Below are 24,416 nucleotides of genomic sequence, written 5' to 3' on the forward strand. Positions count from 1 at the left end.
TTTAAAATTTTATATTATGAATATCAATATGAGCTTTCTCAAAATCTTCGTATTTACCAACATCCAGCCAATATCCTGAAAATGGAAAAGAAATGACTTTTAACTTGTTTTTAATCAATTCCTCCATTAAATCAGTTGCATTAAAAAAAGTATCTTTCGGGATATAATTCAACATTTCTTTCTTTATTAAATAAATGCCCCCATTTGAATAATATGTATAAATAGGTTTTTCTTTTAAACTTTTTACAGCACCATTATCTGTTTCTAAAACCGCATAAGGAATATTTACCTGATAGGGAATTGTTAAAACCGCTAAATCAGCCTTTTGTTTTATAAATTCAAGAAAAAATTGTTCATAATCAATGTTCGTTAATAAGTCTGAATTTGTTACAAGAATATAATCGTGCTCAAAATTTTTTATTTGTGATACAGCACCAATAGTACCTAAGGGTTCATTTTCCCATACGTATTCTATCCTAATGTTTTTACTTTCTCCTTTACCAAAATAATTTTCAATTTGTTCTCCTAAATATTTAACCGATACCCAAAAATCGTCAATCCCAAATAAAGTCAATCGGTCTAAATTATGCTCCATTATAGGTTTATCTCCAACTTTTAGCAGTGGTTTAGGAGTTATATCTGTGAGAGGCTGTAACCGCTGTCCTCTGCCACCTGCCATGATAACAGCATCGATTGGCAAATATGATTTTATAATTCTGAAGTTAATAACATTTACAACTCTATGATTTTCATCTAGCACAGGTACAATTCGAAAATTACCTTCCCGGTATGCTATAATTTTATCTAAATTATTTTCACCTTTAGTAATATATTTTGGGTCTTTTTGAATAATTTCATCTACCAAATTTTCGATCGTTAAATCTTTAAGCAATCCCCTGCGCACATCTCCATCAGTAAGTGCGCCAATTAATTTGTCTTCTTTATCTACAACAAAAAGAATAGCATCTTGCGCTAAAACATTTAACTGTAATAAAGCTTGTTTTATTTTACTACCAGACAAAATCAAATGATCTTTATATACTCTCATCTTAATCTAAAGGATTTATTTTTTAATTACTTATCGATATACTTCAATAATTGAAATGACTCAGCATATTTCACACCTACACTTGCTCCTCTAAAATGGGCTAACGCTTTAATATTGTCTAATGATCTTGGAAATGGATGTTCCCCTAATTCGCTTTCAAAAATTTTCATAATGTCAAGTTTTGAATCTAAGAAATCAGTAATGTCAACAAAATAATTTGGCAAAAAAGCCTTTTCTGCAAGAGCTGGAGCAAATTCAGTTTCAGATATACACTCATACATTAAAATTTTCTTTATAAAAGGATATCGAAAAGATTTTGTGCAAGCCATTACTGCATCAAAAATTATCCTATGGTCTGAATGCGCGTCTGAGCGATTTAAAGTATAAATTACCTCAGGTTGAACTTTTGTGAAAATTTCAGAAATTTCAGGAACCATTTTTATCAAACTACTTGAAGATAAGGTCATGGTAGGATAATTAAGAAAAAAAGTATTGGTAATTCCCAATAACTTTTCAACTTTTTTAATTTCTTCTTGTCTGCTCTCGACTCTTTCTTTAGAAAATCCTTGACTTTCAAATACATTCGTTACAATTAACCAATATACTTTATCTCCGTTGTTAACGTGTTTTAATAATGTACCTCCAGCACCTAAAGTTTCATCATCTGGATGTGCTGAAACAACTATAATATTTTTCATTTTTTTAAATTAAAGTATATATGATCCTATTTGTGGCAGGTCATTGAATTCATGTTTTACTAACCAAATAGAGGAATCTCCAGTCTTTATTTCAATTTTATTTCCTTCAATATTCAATACTTTACCAGGCTCTAAATTCTCCAAATCATTTTTAACTTTACCAATTTCTACTTCCCAAATTACGATATTGGCATTTTTATATTCTATATGGGCACCGACATAAGGCTTTGTTAATCCTCTAACCAAATTGCAGATTGTTGTTGTGTTTAATCTAAAATCAATCAGTCCATCTTTCATACTTCTTTTGCGCCAATTATTACCTTGATCTTTATTCTGCGGAATTCTTATAAAAGCATTATTCTTCAATTTGAAATGAAAATCTTCAATTTGTAATAAAGCTGTATCAATTAATTTAGTATACAAACTGGTTGCATCATCTTCAAAATTTATTTTAAACTCACTCTGAGATAAAATATCTCCTGTATCAGCTCCTTCATCCATGAAAAAAAACGTTGAGCCAGATTTTTGTAATCCGAGTACTTTAGCCCAAATTAAGGGATGCCGCCCCTTATTGTTTGGAAGTAAAGTTGGATGATATCCTACCACTCCTAAATGAGCTATATCCAAAACATTTTTTTTAATAAGATTTGACCATCCAAAACAAAAAATTACATCTGGATTTAATTTTTTTATCCAATCTACAGTTTCATCTGAATTAATATTTAAAGTATAATGGAATGGAATTTTATTATTATCTGCAATTGGTTTTAAATCACAAAAATCACTATTAAAACTTGATTCCTTTTTAGAAACTATTCCGATAATTTCGGCTCCAATAGAGATGAGTTTATCTAATGCCTTTGCTGAAAAAATAACAGAACCTATATAAATTATCTTCATATTATAAATTATAAAATTGTTTCTTTATTATATTATTCAAACTTATAGTTTTCAATACTTTTACAATTTCATCTGATGAATTTCGGTCACCATAGGGATTTTTAGAATGTTTAATCTTTTCTTTAAATTCTGAAGACATTGCAAGATGTATTCCCTTTTCAATTTCAATTTTATCTGCATTACAATCTATAACTGAAATTGCTTTAACGCGTCCTTGTTGTCGGTCGCCAATATTTAAAGTTGGCTTCTTAAATGTTGGAACTTCAATTAATCCACTTGATGAATTTCCTATTATAACATCCATAAATTGTATGGCTGACAAATATCTTAATTGCCCCATTGAAGTAAATGAAATTGCCTTATCATGGTTTTTACTTACATAATCATCAATCATATGAATAATTACCCGACCCTCGGTATCTGCATTTGGCTTTGTAAAAATTATACTGGCATTTTCAAATTTATCTAATGCTAATAAAAGCTCATTGAATTGCATTTCTGCAGAGGAATGATCTAATGTTACAGGATGAAATGTGACTAAAAAATTAACTTCTTTCAAAGTAAAGTCAATTGATTTTTCAAACCCATCTTTATTAAGCAAATCTAATTTATTTATGTTTTCAATACCTAATGCTCCTACATTAAATACATTGTGTGGTTGTTCTCCGAGTTGAATAACCCGTGATCTATATTCTTCTGTACTAGTAAAGTGAATTTGAGACATTTTGGTAATTGAGTGTCTTATTGCTTCATCAATTAATCCCTCAGTGGCTTCTCCGCCATGACAATGCGCAATTGGTGTTTTCGAAATCATAGCAGCAGTACATGCGGCAAAAATTTCGAAACGATCACCCAGCACAACTATTAAATCAGGTAGTAATCTATTAAAAACTTCCGAAAAACTAATAACTCCCAAACCAATACTTTTTGAGATTCCTACTGAGGTATCTGAAGAAAGTAATGTTTCAACTTTTTCATCAATATGAAATCCATCTTCTATTATTTGCCTGTAAGTCAAACCAAATTCAGGAGATAAATGCATGCCAGTTACGCAAATAGACAATAGAACATCACTATCATTTTGTAAAGCCTTCATTGTCCAATACAACAAGCCATATTCTGCACGAGTTCCGGTTATTACACAGATTTTTCTCATGCAAAATGTTTTTTAGATAGTGGTTCGCTGCTTTTTACTGAAACAATAAGTTTTTTTCCAATGTAATCATTAATTTGCATTGGACTAATTCCATTTCCTGGTCTAATAATTAAAATATCTTCATTTTGTAAAATGTGTCCACTATCTAAATCATGTTTAAAATGTAAACTTTTCCTAACAATTTGAATATTCTTCTTTTCAGATTCACTTGGTTCTTTTATACCATTTCCTGAAATCGCTAACTCAATATTTCTAATAGAAGAAACCATTTGTTTTAATTCTTCAGGTTCTAAAGAAGCCAGATGGTCTGGACCAATGAGCGTTCTATCAATTGTAAAATGTTTTTCTATTATTTTAGCTCCCATTGCCACTGCTGCAATTGGTACTTCGATACCTAGCGTATGATCAGAATAACCAATTTTAACATTAAACTCCTTAGCTATTTCATTCATGGCTTTTAGATTAACATCTTTCATTGGAGTTGGATATTCCGTGTTACAATGTAAAACAGAAATTAAGTTTTCTGTTGCTCCAGCTTCAATTAAAACATTTATCGCTTCTTTTATTTCTAACATAGTAGCCATTCCTGTCGAAATAATTATTTCTTTATTTTTTCGAGCTATATGTTCCAAATACGGTCGATTGGTTAATTCACCCGATGGAATTTTAAAGACTTCAATTCCCAGTTTATCTAAAAAATCAATGCTATCCACATCGAATCCGGTTGATAGAAATTTTATGTTTTTAGAATTTGCATAGTCTAATAAAAGATAATGCCATTCATCAGGCATTTCTAATTTTTTTAGCATTGCATATTGAGAATCGTCATTATCATTTATATTTTTAATCTGATAATCTGCCTTTTTAGCTTCTTTACTAACAATTTTATTAGCTTTAAAGGTTTGAAATTTTACGTAATCAGCTTTAGCGTCAGCCGCGACATCAACTAATTTTTTTGCTAACTCAAAATCACCGTTATGATTTACACCTGCTTCGGCTATTATTATAACTTTTTCCATAAAACAATTTATTTTTTTCTAGCAGGATTGCCAAACCAAATTTCATTATCTAAAACATCTTTCAGCACAACAGATCCAGCTCCTATAATAACATCTTTTCCAATTGTTATGCCTTGTTTTACAACGGCATTAGCTCCTATAAAAGTTCTTTCTCCTACTTGAACATTTCCTGCTAAAACTGCTCCAGGTGCTATATGTACCGCATCATGCAAAACACATTCATGCTCGATTATACACCCAGTGTTTAAAATAGAATTTTCTCCTATAATTGCTAACGCATTTATTGAAACATTTTTATTTATAAATGTTCCTTGTCCTATCTTAGCACTTTTAGCAATCAAAGCAGAGCTATGAACTAAGGGTAATATATTTTTTTTCTTACTCGTAATTAAGCTTGCAACCTTTTGTCTTATAGTATTATCTCCAATACCCAAAATAAAACAATCAGCCTCATTCCAGCCTAAAAAACCTTCAAATTCTTCAAATCCTAAATACTTAATATTGAAAGGATTATTTTTTTGTTCATTTTTTTCGAAGTATCCAACTATTGTCAAATTATGTTCTAAAGCCGTTTCAGCTACAACATAACCATGACCTGAATATCCTATAAGTATGACTTTTTTATCTGACACTACTTGGTATATTAACTATTCTTTCTTCTAAAAATACAGCATTTTTCTGTTCATCTTTATAACAATGAGAATACATTGGTAAGCGAAACATTAATTGCCAGATAGGTCTTGTCATAACATTATTACTATTTGTTTCTTTTAAAAACAAATCACGTTCGATTTTATTGGACAATTCTACACACATTAACCAATAATTAGCTTTTGTATTGGGTGTTTCAGTTCTAAAATTGATGCCAGTAGTTGAAAAAAAAGTTTGATATTCAAGAGCCAAGCTTCTTTTTTCTTCTAAAAAACCATCTAATTGTTCTAATTGTGCACAAGCGAGAGCAGCATTCAAATTAGGCATTCTGAAATTATATCCCATCTCATCATGAACATATTCATAAGGATGTGGAATTTTGGCAGTTGTAGTGAGGTACTTTCCTTTTTCACCCAGCTTCAAGTCATTGGTAACGATTGCGCCTCCTCCTCCGCATGTAACAATTTTATTTCCATTAAATGAGAAAGCTCCCAGCTTACCTAAACTGCCTGTTGGTTTTCCTTTGTACTGGCTTCCTAAGGATTCAGCCGCATCTTCTAACACCGGAATTTTCCATCTGTTACAAACAGCAATTAATTCGTCAAGATGTACAGGAAAACCAAAAGTATGCATTGGCAAACAAGCACTTATTTTTTTTTGTGTTTTTTTATTGTAACATCCGTCTTCACGCAAGTCTCCAAATTCTTCTAAAAAAACGGAAACAGCTTTAGGAGATAATCCCATTGTATCGAGATCAACATCTAAAAATACAGGTGTTGCATTTTGATATGCTATAGCATTTGCAGTTGCTACAAAAGTCAGGGCTTGGGTTAATACCTCATCACCAGTCTTAACACCAATTAAGCGCAGAGCAACCTGAATAGCAGCTGTACCATTTACTACGGCGACAGCTTTTTGTGTCTTGGTGATATCTTGCATTGTTACTTCAAATTGGTCGACAAATGCACCAACTGAAGAGACAAAAGTGGAATCAATAGTATCTAATAAATATTTTTTCTCATTACCTCCAAAATGTGGAACATGCAGTGGTATGAAATTTTCAGTTTTATATTGTTCTTTTATAAAAGATATGGCCGAATTAATAGCGCTCATAATTACATTTTTGAATCTAAATATTTGCCTGTTTCTTTATGTCCAAAGTTAGAAATCATAGTATGAAACACACTTACAATTTCTTCTTTTTCCCATTTCTTGTCAGCTTTCATTTTATTGATTTGGGTAGTAAAGTTTTCTAATTTAGTTTCATCAAAGTTAGCCTCATTTTTAATAACTCCTAAGTTTTCAAAACGTTCCATATCCAAAATTTCGCTATCGGTAAAAAACTCCTCGAAATCTTTTTCTCCTGTAGTATCACTTTCAGTAAATAAACACGGCCACTTTTTTTGCTTGATTAAATCTTCAACATTATCTCTTGCTTCAGTTTCAGTTTTGCATAAATAGGGTTCGTAACCTATTTCTGCTAAAAATTTTACAGCAATATCGGCGAAGGAAATTAAATGCAGACTTTCGCTTAATTTAGGAAAGAACACATCTCTATTTTCTCCAAAAATACATGACATTAAACAAAGTTCACCTGATTCTTTTGGTGTTACAAAATAACGCTTAATATCATTTGGGGCTACAATTGGCTGCTTTTTAATAATTCGCTGATTAAATCCATGCAATAGTGAGCCATCTGAAAAAGCAACATTGGCAAAACGAGCCGTCGAAATTTTAATTTGCTGGCTTCTGCGCATCAAATACATTTCCATTATTCTCTTAGACGCTCCCATCATGTTTACAGGATTGGCTGCTTTATCAGTTGAAACACAAAAATATTTCTTTGTTCCCTTTTCTATAGATTGTTGCAATGTCTTTTCTGTATTAAAAACATTCACATCAATCATACGCATCAAAGTGAAGGGGTCTTTCTCACTTCTAACATGCTTTAATGCAGATAAATTTAAAACATAATCAAATTGACCATCAGCATTGATAAATGCATCGTATTCAATAGAACCAATATCTAATGCGAAAGTTTGAAAATCACCATCAATATAACCATAAGAGCTTCTTAAATCTCTTACTAATTCTACCATGTTGTTTTCACTAATATCAATAACATGCAGTTTTTTTGGGTTTCTTTTGAATAATTCCTTAGTAACAGCCTGCCCAATTGAACCAGCTCCACCAATAACTAAAAAGGATGACTGCTTTATGACTGTCTGTAATTCAAGCTCATGTATTGATACATCTTTTTCAAATATTTCAGATTCTCTACCAATCAATTTTAAAACGTCCATTTCGGTATTATTTATTTAAACTGTTAGAAAATTATTTATGCAAAAATTCCCATTTTTTATTTTGATCTCTTAATACAGCCTCAAATCACTTGCCACCATCTCTTTAACCAATGCAGCTAAGTCATATTTAGGCTGCCAACCCAATTGGGTTTTAGATTTAGTAGGATCACCAATTAAAAGATCTACTTCTGTAGGACGATAATACTCTGGGTCTACACGAACAATAACTTTACCAATTTCCACCTGATACAAAGGATTATTACAAGCTGCAACTCTAGCTGTTTCGTATTCATTTTCACCCTCAAAAGTTAATTCAATACCTACTTCAGCAAAAGCCATTATAACAAAGTCTCTAATGTAGGTAGTAACACCAGTTGCAATTACATAGTCTTCCGCTACATCTTGTTGTAAAATTCTCCACATCGCTTCTACATAATCCTTTGCATGTCCCCAGTCCCTTTGTGAATTTAGATTTCCAAGATAAAGACATTCTTGCTTTCCTTTTGCAATAGCCGCAGTTGCCATAGTAATTTTACGCGTTACAAAAGTTTCCCCACGTCTTGGAGACTCGTGGTTAAAAAGAATACCATTACAAGCATATACATTGTAGGCTTCACGATAATTTTTAGTTATCCAAAAACCATAAATCTTGGCAACACCATACGGAGAACGAGGATAAAATGGGGAGTTTTCATCATAAAAACCTTTTTCATTTTTATTTTCAGCCAAACCACCATACAATTCTGAAGTTGAAGCTTGATAAATTCTTGTCTTTTTTTCTAAACGCAGTATTCTAACAGCTTCCAAAATTCGTAAAGTTCCTATTCCATCAACATTTGCAACATATTCTGGCGAATCAAAAGATACTTTAACATGTGACATAGCTCCTAAATTATAGATTTCATCTGGTTGTACTTCCTGAATAATTCTTATAATATTAGTCGAATCAGTTAGATCACCATAATGTAATTTAAAATTCACATTTGTTTCATGCTGATCCTGATAGATATGATCAATTCGTTGAGTATTAAAAGAAGACGCACGACGTTTAATACCATGCACCTGATACCCTTTTTCTAATAATAATTCAGCCAAATATGATCCATCTTGACCTGTGATTCCTGTTATTAATGCTCTTTTTTGTGTGCTCATATGATTTAATTTCTAAGTTGTGTGTTATGATAGAATATTCCTTTTACTAATTGCTAAAAACTATTCACTAACCACTTCTCTATAATTTTACTTCTTTATATTTACCATCGTTTTCTAAAAACCAATCGTAAGTTTTTTGAATTCCTAATTCTAAATTCACTTTATGTTTCCATCCTAATTCATGCATTTTAGAAACATCCATTAATTTTCTTGGCGTTCCATCTGGCTTAGTAGAATCCCAAATAATTTCACCCTGATGTCCTGTTATTTTTTGAATCGTTTCCGCCAATTCTTTAATCGTCAAATCAACACCAGTACCTACATTATATAAATAATCTGGAAGTTTATTTTCTAAGGCAAAAACAACCGCTTCAGACATATCATCTACAAATAGAAACTCCCTCATAGGAGTCCCACTCCCCCAAAGGGTAACTGAGGCATTATTATTTTCTTTCGCTTCATGAAATTTACGTATCATAGCCGGAAGCACATGTGATGTATTCAAATCAAAATTATCATTTATCCCATACAAATTGGTCGGCATTAAGCTGACATAATCTTTATTAAATTGCTTGCGAATTGCCTGACAGGCTTTTACACCTGCAATTTTTGCTATGGCGTACCATTCATTGGTTGACTCTAAAGTATCGGTTAATAAATACTCTTCTTTTAACGGCTGTGGAGCTAACTTTGGATATATACAAGAACTCCCCAAAAAGATAAACTTTTCAGTTCCGTTTTTATGAGCGGCATCAATCAGATTATTTTGAATTTGCATATTCTCCATAATAAATTGATAAGGATAGTCATTATTAGCTAAGATCCCTCCTACTTTAGCCGCGGAATCAATAATAACTTCAGGTTTTTCAGCAGCAATAAAATCAGTGACAGCCTGTTGATTTTTTAAATCTAATTCGGCACTTGACTTACCAATTAAATTGTGATATCCCTTTGATTCTAATGCTCTCCAAATGGCACTTCCAACCATCCCTTTGTGGCCTGCAATGTATATTTTTGTATTTTTCTTCATTTCTTAGTTAAGTAAAGGTGAATCTATTTTATATAAAGCTGTATAAATAGTTTTAACTTCTTGGGAATTTTCTATTTGAAGTTTATTAAAGACAGAATAAACTGGAGTACCAATAATCCCTGCTTAGCATTTTTATCAATAGAATGCAATCTGCCAAATAATCGTATATCAATTAAGAAACCTAAATTAGTCCAAATAAATTCAGAAGATATAAACTTAATTTTCTGAGTTCTGTTATAGAAAAATTAGTGAGGTAGCAGATTCGCAAGGCACTGCTACAAATTATTAAATATTCTTTTTACCAATAAAAACAATATCGCTAAAAATCCAGTCAAAATCCCGCCTATCAGTATTCCTTTTGCTTTCCCAAATTTTTCTTTGGGTAAAGGTAAAATAGGTCGGTCTATTACTTGAATCAATGGAGTCTCTTTTCGTAATGTGACCTTAGCCAATTCTGATTGTTTAACCAACTCTGTTAAAATAGCAGTATTAGCCTGAACATCAACTTGTCTTCGAGCTGAAGGTGCTCTTCTAACATTGAGAGCAGGGTTTAAATTAAAGGTGTTATCATTTGCAACAGCAACACCTGTTATTGCTCCATTTAATTCTCTTCTTATAGAATCAACCTGACGTTCTAAAATGGTCATGTTCATTCTGGCTTTTTTGCTTTTTGTTTCAACATAAAATTGACCAACTTCCTTTGCTAATGCTTCACAAAAATATTTTGAGAATAGCTCATTGGTTGATGACACATCGATATCAATAATTGATACTTTTTTATCTTTTTGACCAACATATAATCCTGTCTTAGATAAATTACCATATATTGTCCCCATAATGCTATCTTGAATTCTAGTGAAATATTTGCGATTTGCATTAGGTAAAAACTGTATATTTGATAATTTAGGATTCTTTTTCCAATTGTCCCTCCATTCGTTATTTTCAATATACATTTCTGCCAACGATATTTTTCGACCATTTAAATTAACCGGAGATAACAATGTCTTTTCGACCATAGATCTGGATTTAAAAAGCTCTGTTAAATTAGACCCCGTAAAGATGCCTCCTCCACTTCCTCCTAAGTCTAAGCCAAAGGAACTGGCTAATCCTAATGCACTTCCTAAACCACCTCCGCCAGTTTTTTCATCCTCCAATGCAAAAGATAAAGTTGCTGTATAAATTGGTTTTTTCATGAAAGAATACGCTAATCCTAAAGCAGCTCCAATTATTCCTGCTAAAACAATAATTTTCCATTTAGATAGCAAATAAGAATACCATTCTTTTATTTTAATTATTAATTCTTTTAAAGATATTTCGTCGTTTTGAATAGGTGTATTATCCATTAAATTCTTATTTAAAAGCTGTAACAATTAATAATGCTAGACTTGCAAAAGCAGTTCCAAGACCTGCCCATTCACCAGCGCTCATCTTTTTCGTTTCTGGTTTTTCAGGAACCACAATTTGAGAATCTGGGGTCACTTTAGGATAAGATCTAAAAAACAGGAAAGAGCTGGTAACTGAAGCTTTACCATTTGGATAGATAATGTAAGCTTTTTTCTTCCAGCCTTTATTATCTACTCCACCAACTGCATTTATATAATATTTAAATCCTTTTCCATTTCTATATGGAATTTCTGAAGTCAATAAAACATTTCCTGTAACTTTCACACCCTCATTATACACTGATACTTCAATTTCATCACCAGGAAATAAAGTAACATTTGAATAATGGTTTTTATCTTGAACAATTTTTTCCCAGTTAACTGGAATTGTAGCATATTTTAATTCTTCCTTTAATCGTTTAGTTAGTTTATCATTCAATGTGTCATTCTTTGACAGGTTTAAATCAACGCTTTCTAATTTTTCAATTTGCTCTTGTTTAATTGGTCTTTTTATTTTCATACCATCTAAATTAGCGATAGAAGTTAGTCCGCCTGCTCTCATAACTACATTGTAAACCGTTTCTTTTTTATTGGCTAATACATATTTGCCAGGATAACCAACAGCACCGCTTACAATAACCATTTGTGGCTTTTCATAAACTGCCATTCGACGTATATTAATAACATCAAAAGGTTTTAAAACGAAATTTTTAATTTGCTCGTTATTGTCAGCAGTAATTTCAAGTTCAACTAATTCTATTCGTTTCGGATCAGCATCATCTATTTCATCAGATTTTACCATTCTTGCAATTTCAACTCTTTTAGAAGCTGAACCTGTTAAACCTCCAACTTGTACAACTAAATCGTTTAAAGTCAAATTTTCAAAGTATTCATATTCTCCAGGATTTTTTACTTCTCCATCGATAGTAACTTTATATTCTTCTCTGAAATCCAAAATAGAGTAAACAGTTACAATATCTTCTCTTTTTAGCTCTACATCAGCATTTAAATCACCTGACAAAGCTGCACTTAAATCAATATTTACTATTTCTGTAGTTAAGTTTGTTTTTAAACGAATGATTCTTGCTCTTTTAGTATAAGCATCTTCCGTAAGTCCTTCGGCTCTCGTAATAAGATCGGAAATTCGCATTCCTTCACTATATGAATAATAATCGGGTCTAAAAACAGCACCTTCGATTTTAATACGATTCTCAAATCGATTTAAAATTTTAGTTATTCTAAAAACATCTCCTGATTGTGGTAGGTAGGAAGTGTACTGACTTTCGTTTATATCATGAACTTTAAATTCTTTTCCGGTTTTCTGCGTTACATTCACAGATGCTGTATAAGCAAATTCGTTAAATCCTGATGCAAAATTCAATAAATCTGAAAATGTTTCTCCTTTTTTTATTTCAAAAATTCCTGGGCGTTTTACTTCTCCTTCAACTGTCACCCTTTGGGTATAGGCAGGAATTCTAATTACATCATTATCTTTTAAACTAACATTATCTGATTGATCTCCTTTTACTAAAAACTTATAGATGTCAATGTTTTTGTATATTTTATTGTTTCTAATTAATTCAATGTTTCTATAACTACCATTTTTGCCTGGTCCGCCTGCTAAATGCAATGCGTTATAAACTGTTGCTAAAGATGAAATTGAATAATTACCGGGTTGTTTTCCTCCTACTACAGTTATTTTGATTGTTCGGATGCGACCCAAACTTACGCTAACTTGAGACTGTCCAGATCGAACGGTACTATAAACTCTTGCAATTGCAGCTTTTATTTTTTGAGTAGCAGCTTCTATTGACATTCCTGAAACAGCAATTTGCCCTACGTAATCAATAGTGATTTTACCTTCTACACTTACTGGAATACTAGCATTATATTCCTGAACTCCATATACACTAACTTGCAATTCATCTCCAGGCCCTAAGCTATAGTTCATTGGAGTTGCTAATTTTAAATCTGGTTCAAAATTTAAAGTTGGATTATCGAATAATTCTGATCCAAAAATTAGAGCATTGGCAGAATCTTTAACTTTTTCATTTTTGATTTTCTCTTGTTTTCTTCCAAACTCAGAATCTTTATCTGTTGCTTTGGCTTTACTATTATCAGAATCAATGTTTTTAGGCTTTTTTTTCTCAAACTGAGCAAGTTTTACTCTTAGCTTATTGAATTCGGCCTGACTCATTCCTTTAGACAAGGCCATTGGCTCAACTTGATCAATAGTTGCATTATTACTTTTTAGTTGTGCACTAATCTTCGCTATATCATCATCAGATAAATAATCTACTTGAACAGTGCTTAAATCTTTAGATTTAAGTATGTCTTGTGCATGTACATTCAAGGACATAAGTAAAATAAAAAACAGAGCAAGAACGTGTATTATTTTTTTCATATTGAATTATAATTTAACCTGAATTTGGTTGAAATAAAATTGCTTATTGTTTATGAGTATTGTTTTTGATAATAATCTTTATAAGAGCCTGAAGTTACATTTTGCAACCATTCTTCATTATTAAGATACCAATTAATCGTTTTTTCCAAACCTTCTTCAAAAGTTACAGATGGTTTCCAACCTAATTCTTTATTAATTTTTGATGCATCAATAGCATAACGTAAATCATGACCTGGTCTGTCTTTTACGTAAGTGATTAATTCTTGTGAGGCACCTGATTTTCTACCTAATTTTTGATCCATAATATTGCATAACAATTTTACTAAATCAATATTTTTCCATTCATTAAATCCTCCAATGTTATATGTTTCATGATTTCTTCCTTCATGGAAAACTAAATCAATTGCAATTGCATGATCTTCAACAAACAACCAATCTCTAGTGTAATTTCCATCGCCATAAACCGGCAATGGCTTATTGTTTATGATATTATTAATAAAAAGAGGTATTAACTTTTCCGGGAAATGATAAGATCCATAATTGTTAGAGCAGTTTGTTAAAACATAAGGCAAACCATACGTTTCCCCATATGCTCTCACAAAATGATCTGAACTTGCTTTTGAAGCAGAATAAGGTGAATTAGGATCGTAAGATGTAGTTTCTGTAAAAAACCCTTCAGCTCCAAGAGAACCGTAAACTTCATCTGTACTAATATGATAGAATCTTTTACTTTCAAAATTATTTTTCCATTGATTTTTTGCTGCATTCAGCAAATTCATTGTACCAATAACATTTGTTTTTACAAATGCTAACGGATCTTCGATAGAACGGTCAACATGAGATTCTGCTGCCAAGTGCAATACTCCATCAAAATTATAAGTTAAAAAAAGTTCATTTATAAAAGCTTCATCAACTATATCTCCTTTTACAAAATGATAATTAGGTTGATTTTCAATGTCTTTTATATTTTCCAGATTTCCTGCATAAGTAAGTGCATCTAAATTAAAAATTTGATAATCCGGATATTTTGTTACAAAACGCCTAACCACATGTGATCCAATAAAACCAGCACCACCAGTTATAAGAATTCTTTTCATTTTTTCTATTTAATTAGTTTAACAAATCTGAATTTTGCTTTTCCAATTCATTGTAAATATCCTTTACATCTTGTGAATTTTCTCTTTGCAAAATTAAATTAGCCGTCTCAGTATGAACGAAGATTGTATTCTTTAATCCTAAAAATGTAGTATGTTTTTCAGATCCAATAACCATGTTACCATTTTTATCTACAGAATGTCCTTTTGCTAGTAAATAATCGTATACTGATTCGAAAGAACCTAAATCCGACCATGCAAATGATGCCGGAACAACCTTTATTTTTTTACTGCGCTCCATTACAGCATAATCAATGCTAATTGATGGGATTTCTAATGATAAATTTAAATCTAAAAACCCTTGTTTGCTTGATTCCCAAACAGCTTTAGATTTCTCATAAACATCAGGCTGAAATTGTTTCAATTCATCCAACAATACTCCTGCCTTAAAGCAAAACATTCCACTATTCCATAGAAAATTACCTTTTGCTATGAATTCTTTTGCTGTAGTTTCATTTGGTTTTTCTCTAAATGAAAGTACTCTATCTCCTTTTGATTCTATATAACCATATCCCGTTTCTGGTTTGGTTGGGATAATTCCGAATGTTACAATAAAACCATCTTGCGCTTTTGAAATAGCTTCATTTATTGCATCATTATAGTTATCCATCTTATCAATAATATGGTCAGAAGGAGTTACAATTAAAATATCTTCTGGGTTAGATGCAAATGCTGCAAAAGCAATAGCTGCAGCTGTATTTCGTGGTGTAGCTTCAACTATATTTACATAAGAAGTTTTGGTTTTATCCATAACTTTACCACTCAAATGATGATTGTCTACATTGCCAACAACCATTACTTTATTAGCTAAATGACTGTTTCTATCCACTGTCATTTCAAACAAAGATTTATTTTCAAATATCTCTAAATATTGTTTGGGTTGACTTTTTCTGGAAAGAGGCCATAATCTACTTCCTACTCCTCCAGTTAAAATTACATGTATAATTGAATTGCTTTTCTCCATTTTTTTTCAAGTAAAAAAAGGTTTTTAAGTGCTATAATCTGTTGTCAGCTATAGAACCTAAAACTCCTTTCACATCGTATAATAAACTATTTGTTTTTTGTAATTCGGCAAAATTTAATTTTAAGAATTCTGCATGTGAAACTCCCAGAACAATTGCATCAAATTTATCATCCGGAATACTGTTAATTGTTACTAAATTATATTCTTTTTTTACATCATTTGCATTAGCAAGTGGATCGAATATTACAACTGAAATTCCATATTCAGTTAATGCTTTCACAACATCGACAATTTTGGTATTTCTTACATCCGGACAGTTCTCTTTAAAAGTAATTCCAAGCATTAAGAGATTAGCTCCATTAACTGAAATTCCTTTTTTAATCATTAATTTGACTACCTGAGACGCAACATATTCTCCCATGCTGTCATTTAAACGTCTTCCTGCTAAAATTATTTCAGGATGATATCCAAATTCTTGTGCTCTTTGTGCTAAATAATAAGGATCAACGCCAATACAATGACCTCCTACCAAGCCTGGTTTAAATGGCAAAAAATTCCATTTTGTTGATGCAGCCGTTAATACTTCCTGAGTATCGATACCCATCAAATTAAAAATTTTAGCCAATTCATTTACAAAAGCGATATTAATATCTCTTTGTGAATTTTCAATAACTTTTGCTGCTTCTGCAACTTTTATGGATGGAGCAAGATGTGTACCGGCTGTAATGACTGATTTATAAAGAGCATCTACTTTTAAACCTATTTCAGTAGTTGATCCGGATGTTACTTTTAAAATTTTTTCGACAGTATGTTCTTTATCTCCCGGATTTATTCTTTCTGGAGAATATCCTGCGAAAAAATCTACATTGAATTCTAAGCTAGAAACTCTTTCTAAAACAGGCACACATTGTTCTTCTGTTACACCAGGATATACTGTTGATTCATATATTACAATATCACCTTTTTTTAAAACTTTTCCAACAGATTCGCTAGACTTATATAAAGGCGTTAAATCAGGGCGATTATTTTTATCAACTGGAGTTGGAACTGTAATTATAAAATAATTACAATCTGCAATATCATTTAAAGAGGTAGTACAATATAAACCATTTTCATTATTTGAATCAGTAACTAATACTTTTTGCAAAGTAGCATCATCAACTTCTAATGTTGTATCTGTTCCAGACTTTAAAGTACTAACTCTAGATTCGTTTATATCAAAACCTACAACAGGATATTTTGTCGCAAATAATCGAGCTAAAGGAAGACCAACATAACCTAAACCTATTATGGCAATTTTTATGGATTTATCCATTTTTTCTTATATTTTAATCAATTTTGGTCATCATAACTCATAGCTTCGCCACTCTGAGTCACAAAATTGGACACAGGCACTCGAAATTTATTTAGGCAAATATAACACATTCAGTCAATTTATTCAAGACAGTTTCCTTTAGAACCCTAAAAGAAAAAGAATAAAAAAAGCATCTATTTTCAAACCTCTATAAATCAGATAATAGAAGAATTTTTTTACAAAAAAAATAGAGGATAAAAAATCATATTATAAAGTGATTTTATCCTCTATAGCCATTAATTGACTTTTGTAACGCCATTAAATTATTTATATTTTATCTTTAAAACACAACCTAAGGCTTCTAAAACCAAAATATAATGTGTCTTTGAAACTTCTTTTACAATAGCTTCCTGATTACTAAAAGCGCCTGATTCTAATTTTATTCTATCACCAACCTGAATAGAACTAACTGAAACTTCACTTATATTAGGAGATGCTAAATTATTTTTAATACTTTCTATTTCTTCGTCTCTAACAATAGCGGGTTTTCCTAACCAGTACAAATATCGCACCACACCTGCAATTTGAAAAACAGAATTTCGATCTTTTTCTAATAATTGTACAAAAACATACGAATTAAATAGTGGTACTTCAACTTTTTTCTTTCTGTCTGACCACTGCTTTATCTGTATAGTTACCGGGCAATAGCATTCTATACCAATTTGATTCAGTTTTTCAGCTACCTTCTTCTCCCATTTAGGCTTAGTATATATTACATACCAACTCATGCTTTTTTATATTGAAATAAAACATTTATATCTTCCACATTACTTCTCATCTCATCTTAAATTTTACTTCAATTATCTTTTACATTTATCTCTTACTAAGAACCTATACCTTTATAAATAAATCCAATTGACTCTAATTCTTTAGCATTCAAAATATTTCTTCCATCAAAAAGAAATGCTGGTTTATGCATTGCGTCGTAAATTTTCTGCCAATCGTAAGTTGTAAATTCATCCCATTCCGTAAGAATTGCAATTGCATGTGATCCTTTACAAGATTCATACGCATTATCAAACGTCAAAATTGAATTATTATTTTCTTCTGCAGATCTTGTTTCCAAATAATCTAAATCGCTCAATATTTTATTTCTTGAAACTTTCGGATCGTATACTGAAATATTTGCTTTTTCGTTTATTAAATCGTCCGCAACATATATAGCTGCAGATTCACGAGTATCATTCGTATCTTTTTTAAAGGCCCAACCTAAAAATGTAATCTTTTTATCAGCTACAGTATTATATAATGTCTGAACAATTTTATTTGAAAATCTTCTTTTTTGATGATCATTCATTATAATAACTTGTTCCCAATAATCTGCAACTTCATTTAAACCATATGATTTCGCTATGTAAACAAGATTCAAAATATCTTTTTGAAAACACGAACCTCCAAAACCTACTGATGCTTTTAAGAATTTAGATCCAATTCTACTATCCATTCCAATTGCTCTTGCCACTTCACTAACATCTGCACCAGTTTTTTCACATAGTTCTGACATTGCATTTATAGATGAAATACGCTGCGCTAAAAATGCATTTGCTGTAAGCTTGGACAATTCTGATGACCAAACGTTTGTCGTCAAAATTTTATCTCTGCTTACCCAATTTGCATAAACATCAACTAAAGCATTAATGGCATCTTTACCTTCTGGGGTTGTATCTCCACCAATTAAAATACGATCTGGATTTAGCAAATCTGTAACAGCAGTTCCTTCAGCCAAAAATTCAGGATTTGATAAGATCTGAAACTGAACTCCGTTTCCTGTATTATCTAAAATACTTTTTATTGCTTCTGCTGTTCTAACTGGTAAAGTAGATTTTTCTACGACAATTTTATTTTGTTTAGCAACTTTTGCAATTTGTCTTGCACATAACTCAATATATTTTAAATCCGCAGCCATGCCCTTTCCTTTTCCATAGGTTTTGGTTGGCGTATTTACTGAGATAAAAATAACTTGTGCTTCATCAATCGCTTTTTCAACTTCTGTTGAAAAGAAAAGATTTCTACCTCTTGCTTCTGCTACAATTTCTGAAAGGCCTGGCTCGTAGATAGGAATATTTTCTGTATTAGGATCATTCCAATCTTTAATTCTTTGTTCATTAAGATCTACAACTGTTACTTGAATATCAGGACATTTTTGAGCAATTACTGCCATAGTGGGTCCTCCTACATAACCAGCTCCAATGCAACAAATTTTAGTAATTTTCATTTAATATATATTTCTTAAATTTTTATTTATTTCAAATTATTCCAATACCAACTTACAGCTTCTTTTAATCCTTCCTGTAAAGAATATTTTGGATCATAACCCAATATTTTTTTTGCTTTATCAATACTTGCTAATGAATGTGGTATGTCTCCTGCTCTGTTTACTCCATAAACAACTTCAACATCAGCAATTTTAGGATCAAATTCAGCTAAATATTCTTTTAAATACCCAACTAAATCGTTCAATGTATTTCGGTCACCAAATGCGGTATTGTAAACCGTATTTACTGCTTCCGGATTCTCGCTTGTCATTGCCAGTTCATTCATCTGAACAACGTTACAAATGTAAGTAAAATCTCTCGAATAATTGCCATCCCCATTAATCACAGGACTTTCGTAATTCATAAATTGCATAACAAATTTCGGAATCACAGCTGCATAAGCGCCATTGGGATCTTGCTTTCTTCCAAAAACATTAAAATAACGCAATCCTATCGTTTCTAATCCGTAAGTTTTACTAAAAATTTCGGCGTACAATTCGTTTACATATTTTGTAATTGCATAGGGAGATAAAGGTTTCCCTATTACATCTTCAACTTTTGGCAATCCTTGAGAATCTCCATAAGTTGAAGAACTCGCAGCATATATAAATCGTTTCACTTTGGCATCTCGAGAAGCTACCAGCATGTTTAAAAAACCTGAAACATTGACATCGTTTGTAGTTATGGGATCATTTATAGATCTTGGAACAGAACCAAGAGCAGCCTGGTGTAATACATAATCAACTCCTTCAACGGCTAAAACACAATCATCAATATTCCGAATATCTCCTTCAATTAATTTGAAATTGGGATTATCTTTCAAATCTTTCAAATTATGATGATGTCCTGTTGAAAAATTATCTAAACAAACAACTTCATGACCCAATTCTAAAAAATACTCACATAAATTTGAACCAATAAAGCCAGCTCCACCAGTAATTAGAATTTTATATTGAGTGGATGTTTTCATATTCTTGATTTATTTTTTACCAAATTTATTAAAAATAGACTTCAGCAAAGTTGGTTTTTCCTGCACTTCATAGTATCCGTTAGAATAGGCTCCATAACCATATCCGTAGGTGCCATATTTGGCTTTATTTTCATATCCGTTCAAAACAATGCTGGTATTATTGAGCTCACCCCTTTTTATTCTTGTGTTCAATAACGTAATCATATCTTTTTTGGTATAATTCTGTCTAACAATATACAATGTTACATCAGCATATTGAGCCAATTCTAAAGCATCAGAAACCAAACCAACAGGAGGAGTATCTAAAATAATATAATCGTATTTTTGTTTTAATTCATCGATTAGTTCTTTCATTGCTTCACTTATAATAAGCTCAGATGGATTAGGCGGAATTGGTCCTGAAAGAATAACATCAAGATTAGGAATCTCTGTAGCATTTGTTATCTCACTCAAGGTCTTTTGTTTAATTAAATAATTAACAACTCCAACCTGAGTAGTTAAATTAAACTCATCGGCTAATCTTGGTTTTCTTAAATCTAAACCAATTATAACTGTTTTCTTTTCGCTTAAAGCGAAAATTGTAGCAATATTTATAGAGCAAAATGTTTTTCCTTCGCCACTTATAGATGATGTAATCATTAACGTTTTAGCGCCACTTACTTGCTGTTTTTTATATAGAAATTGCAATGATGAACGAATTGCCCTGAAAGATTCTGAAAGTGCAGATTTAGGTTTATCAAATACGGCTAAATTTACATTGTCTTTATTTACACCAATAACTCCAATAAGTGGTATTTGAGTTAATTTACTAATATCTTCAGTACTTTGAATCGAATTATTGATAAAGAAAATTCCTAAAATAAATAATAAAGGTATCAATATTCCTAAAAATAGTGCCAGTACATAATTAACTGAAGTTTTTGGACCTATTAAACCACCACCAATATCTTTTGCAGAATCTATAAAATGAATATCTGATAAATTAGATGCTTTTACAATTTCTGCTTCGTTTCTTTTCTGAAGAAATTCAGTATAAATATTGTCATTTAAATCATATTTTCTTTTGATTTTCAATAACTCTTGTTGCTCTTCAGGCAGTTTCTTAACTGTATTTTCAGCTTGGCCAATCTTTGCGTTAACGATTGACAAATCATATAATAATGATGATTTAGCGCTGGTAATATTTTCTAGCAAAACATTTTTTACAGCTGCCATTTGGTTATCAAAATCTTTAAAAATCTTATCACTCTTTACCGCATAAGACATTTCAGATCTTTGAGTAGAAAGTGATATTATTTTTGAAACATTAACAACGATATTCGGATCATCTATTCCTGCAACAGACGGAGCAGGCAGTCTTGAATAATCAACACTATTATTTAGATATGTTTTAAGTGAATTGTAATATGCTATTTTTCTCGAAATCTGATCTTTTTCTAAGTCAAAATCAGTTATTTTATCCGAAATTTTAGCTCCTCCAGCTTCAATATCGTATATGTTTTTGTCTTTTCTGAAAGATTTTAGTTCATTTCCATTTTGCTTCAATTGCCCTTCCATAGCAACCAGAGTGCTATCTATAAATCTTATTGTATTGTTTGCAAATTGATTTTTTCCGTCAAGCTGAATTTTTATCAACATTTTAACTGTAGCATTTAAGTACTCTACCATTCTGGCTTTATTTGTGCCAGTCATACTTAAAGTTAATATTGATCCACCTTTGTCATCAGAATCAATATTTACACCTCTGTAACGAGACACTGTACCATTAAAGTCATTAAATCTCACAAAATATTCATTCCCTTTATAAAACCCAGGATTATCATTTAGTTCTAATTTCCAATTTAAAAAAGGCAATACAACTTGTTCCCCAACTTTACATTTTTTTACAAATTCTATAGGCTGAACGTTTGTACTTACATAAGAATTGGTAGAATAATTTACTAATGACATCGAACTGTTTTCAAAAGGAATTCGAATTTCATATTCTTTATCACTCAAAAACTTAATACTAATTAAGGCATTTGCAAGCTGTCCTTTTGTTTTATCAATATTGATATAAAAAGGAACTGATCCGTATGAATCAACTAAATTATATTTTGTTTGTTGCAGGTAGTCAATATAAAATTGCAATTTATCAACAACCAATTCATTGTGTGATCTCGACTTCAATATTGTTGAAATACCATTTACCTGATCTGAAATTCCCCCCCAATTAAAAACCAAACTAGTATTAGAAGTAAAAAACGGATTGCTTTCTTCTTTAATAGAAATCATGGTTTGCATCGCATAAATTTTCTCTTTTCGAATATTTACCTGATACGCAATTGTAAGTGCGATTAATAAACTAGCAAGAAACCATTTCCAATAACTGATAATTTTTAATAGAAATCCTTTAAAATCAAAATTTGAATGATTCTCAAAAATCGAAAAATCTTTTATATCTAACATCTTTTGAATTTAGTTTAATTTTTAAGAATCAAATAAACTGTTGTTGCTAAAGACAACAAAGTTATTATTGTACCAATTGATTGTATTCCTGTTTGACCAGTCCCCCATGTTTTTTGCCTTAATGGTTTTACATAAACATAATCATTAGGTTGCAGATAATAATATGGAGATTTAAGAACATTTACATCTGTAAGATCAATATCGTGCATTTCAACTCCTGTAGGAATCTGACGAATTACTGTTACAGCTTTTCTATTTCCAACTGTTGTAATATCTCCTGCATTTGCAATAGCTTCTAAAATGGTAACATGTTCTTTAAACAATGTTTTTGTTCCTGTACTTGCAACTTCACCATTTATTGTATATCTAAAACCAGCTAATTTTACGGTTACAAAAATATTAGCCTCAGTTTTAAAATATTCCTCGAGTAATTTTTTTTCAATTATAACTCTTACTTCTTCAAGAGTATATCCAATAACATTTATTTCACCCAAGATTGGCATTCGAATATTTCCATGATCATCTACAGTGAAGCCGGTAAAATATAAACCTGATTCTGTTTTTCCGGAAGCTCCGGAAGCAGTATCTGTTGTGTTAAAAATAGACACAAGTTTTGAATCAATTGCTTTTATATCGACACTTAAAACATCATTTACTTGTAATCGATATGGTTTAGATTCAACTGCAGCAACAGTGTTTTGTTCTCCTGAAGAATCTTTATCTTGTAAATACACTAAATCTTTTATAGGAATACAAGATGTAAAAAGTGTACTAATTAATAGCAGTATATAAAAGCTTTTTTTTGTCATTATTTAAAATTTATCGGCAAATATAGGTTTTCCTTTAATCTTCAGAAAATCTAACTGTTATTTGGGTTTATTTAGTTGTTTTTGAAAGTTTTTTCGAATGGAACCCGATGTATAATACTTCTTCCGAGAGTAACTTCATCTGCATATTCTAGCTCATCTCCCACAGATATTCCTCTGGCAATTGTAGAAATTACAACGTCAGACTCTCCAATTTGTTTATAGATGTAAAAATTTGTTGTATCGCCTTCCATAGTTGAGCTTAATGCAAAAATGATTTCCTGCACTTTACCGGATTTTACCTTTACAACTAAACTTGAAATATTTAACTGACTAGGGCCAACACCTTCGATTGGAGAAATTTTTCCGCCCAAAACATGATAAATGCCTTTATATTGTCCTGTATTTTCGATAGCCATTACGTCGCGAATATCTTCAACCACACAAATTAATTGATGGTTTCTTGCTTCGTTAGCGCAGATTTCGCAAACTTTTGTATCTGAAATATTATGGCAATTTTCGCAAAACTTAATGTCCTCACGCATATTTAGCAATGCCTGAGATAAAAAGCCGGTTTGTTCCTTGGGTTGTTTTAATAAATGCAAAACCAAGCGTAATGCCGTACGTTTACCAATTCCTGGTAATTGCGACATTTCGTTCACTGCTTTTTCTATTAATTTTGATGAAAATTCCATGACGACAAAAGTAATATTTTAAATGGT

21 protein-coding genes are annotated in these 24,416 nt (G+C 31.3%); all 21 read right to left on the minus strand.

The features are described from left to right. Position 1: 1 nt before the first annotated feature. Entirely contained in the window at positions 2 to 1,048 is a 1,047-nt protein-coding gene (locus GKZ86_RS13715) for a nucleotidyltransferase family protein (protein ID WP_154783679.1), read from the minus strand. Between the two features lie 26 nt (positions 1,049 to 1,074). Further along, a complete protein-coding gene (locus tag GKZ86_RS13720) occupies positions 1,075 to 1,746 on the minus strand; it encodes a PIG-L deacetylase family protein (RefSeq protein WP_154783680.1) in 672 nt (223 codons plus the stop codon). Positions 1,747 to 1,755: 9 nt separating this feature from the next. Beyond that, the gene (locus GKZ86_RS13725) at positions 1,756 to 2,646 is read right to left on the minus strand and encodes a formyltransferase family protein (protein ID WP_154783681.1); all 891 of its coding nucleotides are present in this window, start codon (positions 2,644 to 2,646) and stop codon (positions 1,756 to 1,758) included. Between the two features lies 1 nt (position 2,647). Next, entirely contained in the window at positions 2,648 to 3,802 is a 1,155-nt protein-coding gene (neuC, locus tag GKZ86_RS13730; protein ID WP_154783682.1) for a UDP-N-acetylglucosamine 2-epimerase, read from the minus strand. Continuing rightward, a complete protein-coding gene (gene neuB, locus GKZ86_RS13735) occupies positions 3,799 to 4,821 on the minus strand; it encodes an N-acetylneuraminate synthase (protein ID WP_154783683.1) in 1,023 nt (340 codons plus the stop codon). Before neuB ends, neuC begins: the two co-directional genes overlap by 4 nt. Positions 4,822 to 4,829: 8 nt before the next feature. Then, positions 4,830 to 5,453, minus strand: a complete 624-nt coding sequence (locus tag GKZ86_RS13740; RefSeq protein WP_194632533.1) for an acetyltransferase — start codon at positions 5,451 to 5,453, stop codon at positions 4,830 to 4,832. Beyond that, complete coding sequence (locus tag GKZ86_RS13745) at positions 5,443 to 6,585, minus strand: LegC family aminotransferase (RefSeq protein WP_154783684.1); 1,143 nt, start codon at positions 6,583 to 6,585, stop codon at positions 5,443 to 5,445. Before GKZ86_RS13745 ends, GKZ86_RS13740 begins: the two co-directional genes overlap by 11 nt. A 2-nt stretch (positions 6,586 to 6,587) precedes the next feature. After that, complete coding sequence (locus GKZ86_RS13750; protein WP_154783685.1) at positions 6,588 to 7,775, minus strand: UDP-N-acetylglucosamine 4,6-dehydratase; 1,188 nt, start codon at positions 7,773 to 7,775, stop codon at positions 6,588 to 6,590. A 69-nt stretch (positions 7,776 to 7,844) separates the two neighbouring features. Beyond that, a complete protein-coding gene (gene gmd, locus GKZ86_RS13755; RefSeq protein WP_154783686.1) occupies positions 7,845 to 8,927 on the minus strand; it encodes a GDP-mannose 4,6-dehydratase in 1,083 nt (360 codons plus the stop codon). A 79-nt stretch (positions 8,928 to 9,006) separates the two neighbouring features. Continuing rightward, the gene (locus GKZ86_RS13760; RefSeq protein ID WP_154783687.1) at positions 9,007 to 9,957 is read right to left on the minus strand and encodes a GDP-L-fucose synthase; all 951 of its coding nucleotides are present in this window, start codon (positions 9,955 to 9,957) and stop codon (positions 9,007 to 9,009) included. A 275-nt stretch (positions 9,958 to 10,232) separates the two neighbouring features. Continuing rightward, complete coding sequence (locus tag GKZ86_RS13765) at positions 10,233 to 11,300, minus strand: Wzz/FepE/Etk N-terminal domain-containing protein (protein ID WP_154783688.1); 1,068 nt, start codon at positions 11,298 to 11,300, stop codon at positions 10,233 to 10,235. 7 nt (positions 11,301 to 11,307) lie between these two features. Continuing rightward, on the minus strand, positions 11,308 to 13,743 hold the full coding sequence (locus GKZ86_RS13770) for an SLBB domain-containing protein (RefSeq protein ID WP_154783689.1): 2,436 nt from the start codon (positions 13,741 to 13,743) through the stop codon (positions 11,308 to 11,310). 50 nt (positions 13,744 to 13,793) lie between these two features. Beyond that, positions 13,794 to 14,840 (minus strand): dTDP-glucose 4,6-dehydratase, encoded by a 1,047-nt coding sequence (gene rfbB, locus GKZ86_RS13775; RefSeq protein ID WP_154783690.1) that lies wholly within the window; start codon positions 14,838 to 14,840, stop codon positions 13,794 to 13,796. A 13-nt stretch (positions 14,841 to 14,853) separates the two neighbouring features. Beyond that, positions 14,854 to 15,861, minus strand: coding sequence for a mannose-1-phosphate guanylyltransferase (locus GKZ86_RS13780; protein ID WP_154783691.1), 1,008 nt, complete (start codon positions 15,859 to 15,861; stop codon positions 14,854 to 14,856). A 31-nt stretch (positions 15,862 to 15,892) separates the two neighbouring features. Further along, positions 15,893 to 17,176, minus strand: coding sequence for a nucleotide sugar dehydrogenase (locus tag GKZ86_RS13785; protein WP_154783692.1), 1,284 nt, complete (start codon positions 17,174 to 17,176; stop codon positions 15,893 to 15,895). A gap of 302 nt (positions 17,177 to 17,478) precedes the next feature. Continuing rightward, the gene (locus tag GKZ86_RS13790; RefSeq protein WP_154783693.1) at positions 17,479 to 17,943 is read right to left on the minus strand and encodes a UpxY family transcription antiterminator; all 465 of its coding nucleotides are present in this window, start codon (positions 17,941 to 17,943) and stop codon (positions 17,479 to 17,481) included. 95 nt (positions 17,944 to 18,038) lie between these two features. Continuing rightward, on the minus strand, positions 18,039 to 19,430 hold the full coding sequence (locus tag GKZ86_RS13795; RefSeq protein WP_154783694.1) for a UDP-glucose 6-dehydrogenase: 1,392 nt from the start codon (positions 19,428 to 19,430) through the stop codon (positions 18,039 to 18,041). 26 nt (positions 19,431 to 19,456) lie between these two features. Beyond that, positions 19,457 to 20,440, minus strand: a complete 984-nt coding sequence (locus GKZ86_RS13800) for an SDR family oxidoreductase (RefSeq protein WP_154783695.1) — start codon at positions 20,438 to 20,440, stop codon at positions 19,457 to 19,459. 9 nt (positions 20,441 to 20,449) lie between these two features. Continuing rightward, positions 20,450 to 22,888, minus strand: a complete 2,439-nt coding sequence (locus tag GKZ86_RS13805; protein WP_154783696.1) for a polysaccharide biosynthesis tyrosine autokinase — start codon at positions 22,886 to 22,888, stop codon at positions 20,450 to 20,452. A 14-nt stretch (positions 22,889 to 22,902) separates the two neighbouring features. Further along, entirely contained in the window at positions 22,903 to 23,697 is a 795-nt protein-coding gene (locus GKZ86_RS13810) for a polysaccharide biosynthesis/export family protein (protein WP_154783697.1), read from the minus strand. Between the two features lie 71 nt (positions 23,698 to 23,768). Beyond that, positions 23,769 to 24,389, minus strand: a complete 621-nt coding sequence (gene recR / locus GKZ86_RS13815) for a recombination mediator RecR (RefSeq protein ID WP_154783698.1) — start codon at positions 24,387 to 24,389, stop codon at positions 23,769 to 23,771. Positions 24,390 to 24,416: the final 27 nt, after the last annotated feature.

It is taken from the genome of Flavobacterium sp. LC2016-13 (genome assembly GCF_009707955.1).
GTDB lineage: Bacteria > Bacteroidota > Bacteroidia > Flavobacteriales > Flavobacteriaceae > Flavobacterium.

Coding starts and splice junctions, on each gene's coding strand:
- GKZ86_RS13715 (WP_154783679.1), bottom strand. CDS start 1,048: ATGAGAGTATATAAAGATCATTTGATTTTGTCTGGTAGTAAAATAAAA.
- GKZ86_RS13720 (WP_154783680.1), bottom strand. CDS start 1,746: ATGAAAAATATTATAGTTGTTTCAGCACATCCAGATGATGAAACTTTA.
- GKZ86_RS13725 (WP_154783681.1), bottom strand. CDS start 2,646: ATGAAGATAATTTATATAGGTTCTGTTATTTTTTCAGCAAAGGCATTA.
- neuC (WP_154783682.1), bottom strand. CDS start 3,802: ATGAGAAAAATCTGTGTAATAACCGGAACTCGTGCAGAATATGGCTTG.
- neuB (WP_154783683.1), bottom strand. CDS start 4,821: ATGGAAAAAGTTATAATAATAGCCGAAGCAGGTGTAAATCATAACGGT.
- GKZ86_RS13745 (WP_154783684.1), bottom strand. CDS start 6,585: ATGAGCGCTATTAATTCGGCCATATCTTTTATAAAAGAACAATATAAA.
- GKZ86_RS13750 (WP_154783685.1), bottom strand. CDS start 7,775: ATGGACGTTTTAAAATTGATTGGTAGAGAATCTGAAATATTTGAAAAA.
- gmd (WP_154783686.1), bottom strand. CDS start 8,927: ATGAGCACACAAAAAAGAGCATTAATAACAGGAATCACAGGTCAAGAT.
- GKZ86_RS13760 (WP_154783687.1), bottom strand. CDS start 9,957: ATGAAGAAAAATACAAAAATATACATTGCAGGCCACAAAGGGATGGTT.
- GKZ86_RS13765 (WP_154783688.1), bottom strand. CDS start 11,300: ATGGATAATACACCTATTCAAAACGACGAAATATCTTTAAAAGAATTA.
- GKZ86_RS13770 (WP_154783689.1), bottom strand. CDS start 13,743: ATGAAAAAAATAATACACGTTCTTGCTCTGTTTTTTATTTTACTTATG.
- rfbB (WP_154783690.1), bottom strand. CDS start 14,840: ATGAAAAGAATTCTTATAACTGGTGGTGCTGGTTTTATTGGATCACAT.
- GKZ86_RS13780 (WP_154783691.1), bottom strand. CDS start 15,861: ATGGAGAAAAGCAATTCAATTATACATGTAATTTTAACTGGAGGAGTA.
- GKZ86_RS13785 (WP_154783692.1), bottom strand. CDS start 17,176: ATGGATAAATCCATAAAAATTGCCATAATAGGTTTAGGTTATGTTGGT.
- GKZ86_RS13790 (WP_154783693.1), bottom strand. CDS start 17,943: ATGAGTTGGTATGTAATATATACTAAGCCTAAATGGGAGAAGAAGGTA.
- GKZ86_RS13795 (WP_154783694.1), bottom strand. CDS start 19,430: ATGAAAATTACTAAAATTTGTTGCATTGGAGCTGGTTATGTAGGAGGA.
- GKZ86_RS13800 (WP_154783695.1), bottom strand. CDS start 20,440: ATGAAAACATCCACTCAATATAAAATTCTAATTACTGGTGGAGCTGGC.
- GKZ86_RS13805 (WP_154783696.1), bottom strand. CDS start 22,888: ATGTTAGATATAAAAGATTTTTCGATTTTTGAGAATCATTCAAATTTT.
- GKZ86_RS13810 (WP_154783697.1), bottom strand. CDS start 23,697: ATGACAAAAAAAAGCTTTTATATACTGCTATTAATTAGTACACTTTTT.
- recR (WP_154783698.1), bottom strand. CDS start 24,389: ATGGAATTTTCATCAAAATTAATAGAAAAAGCAGTGAACGAAATGTCG.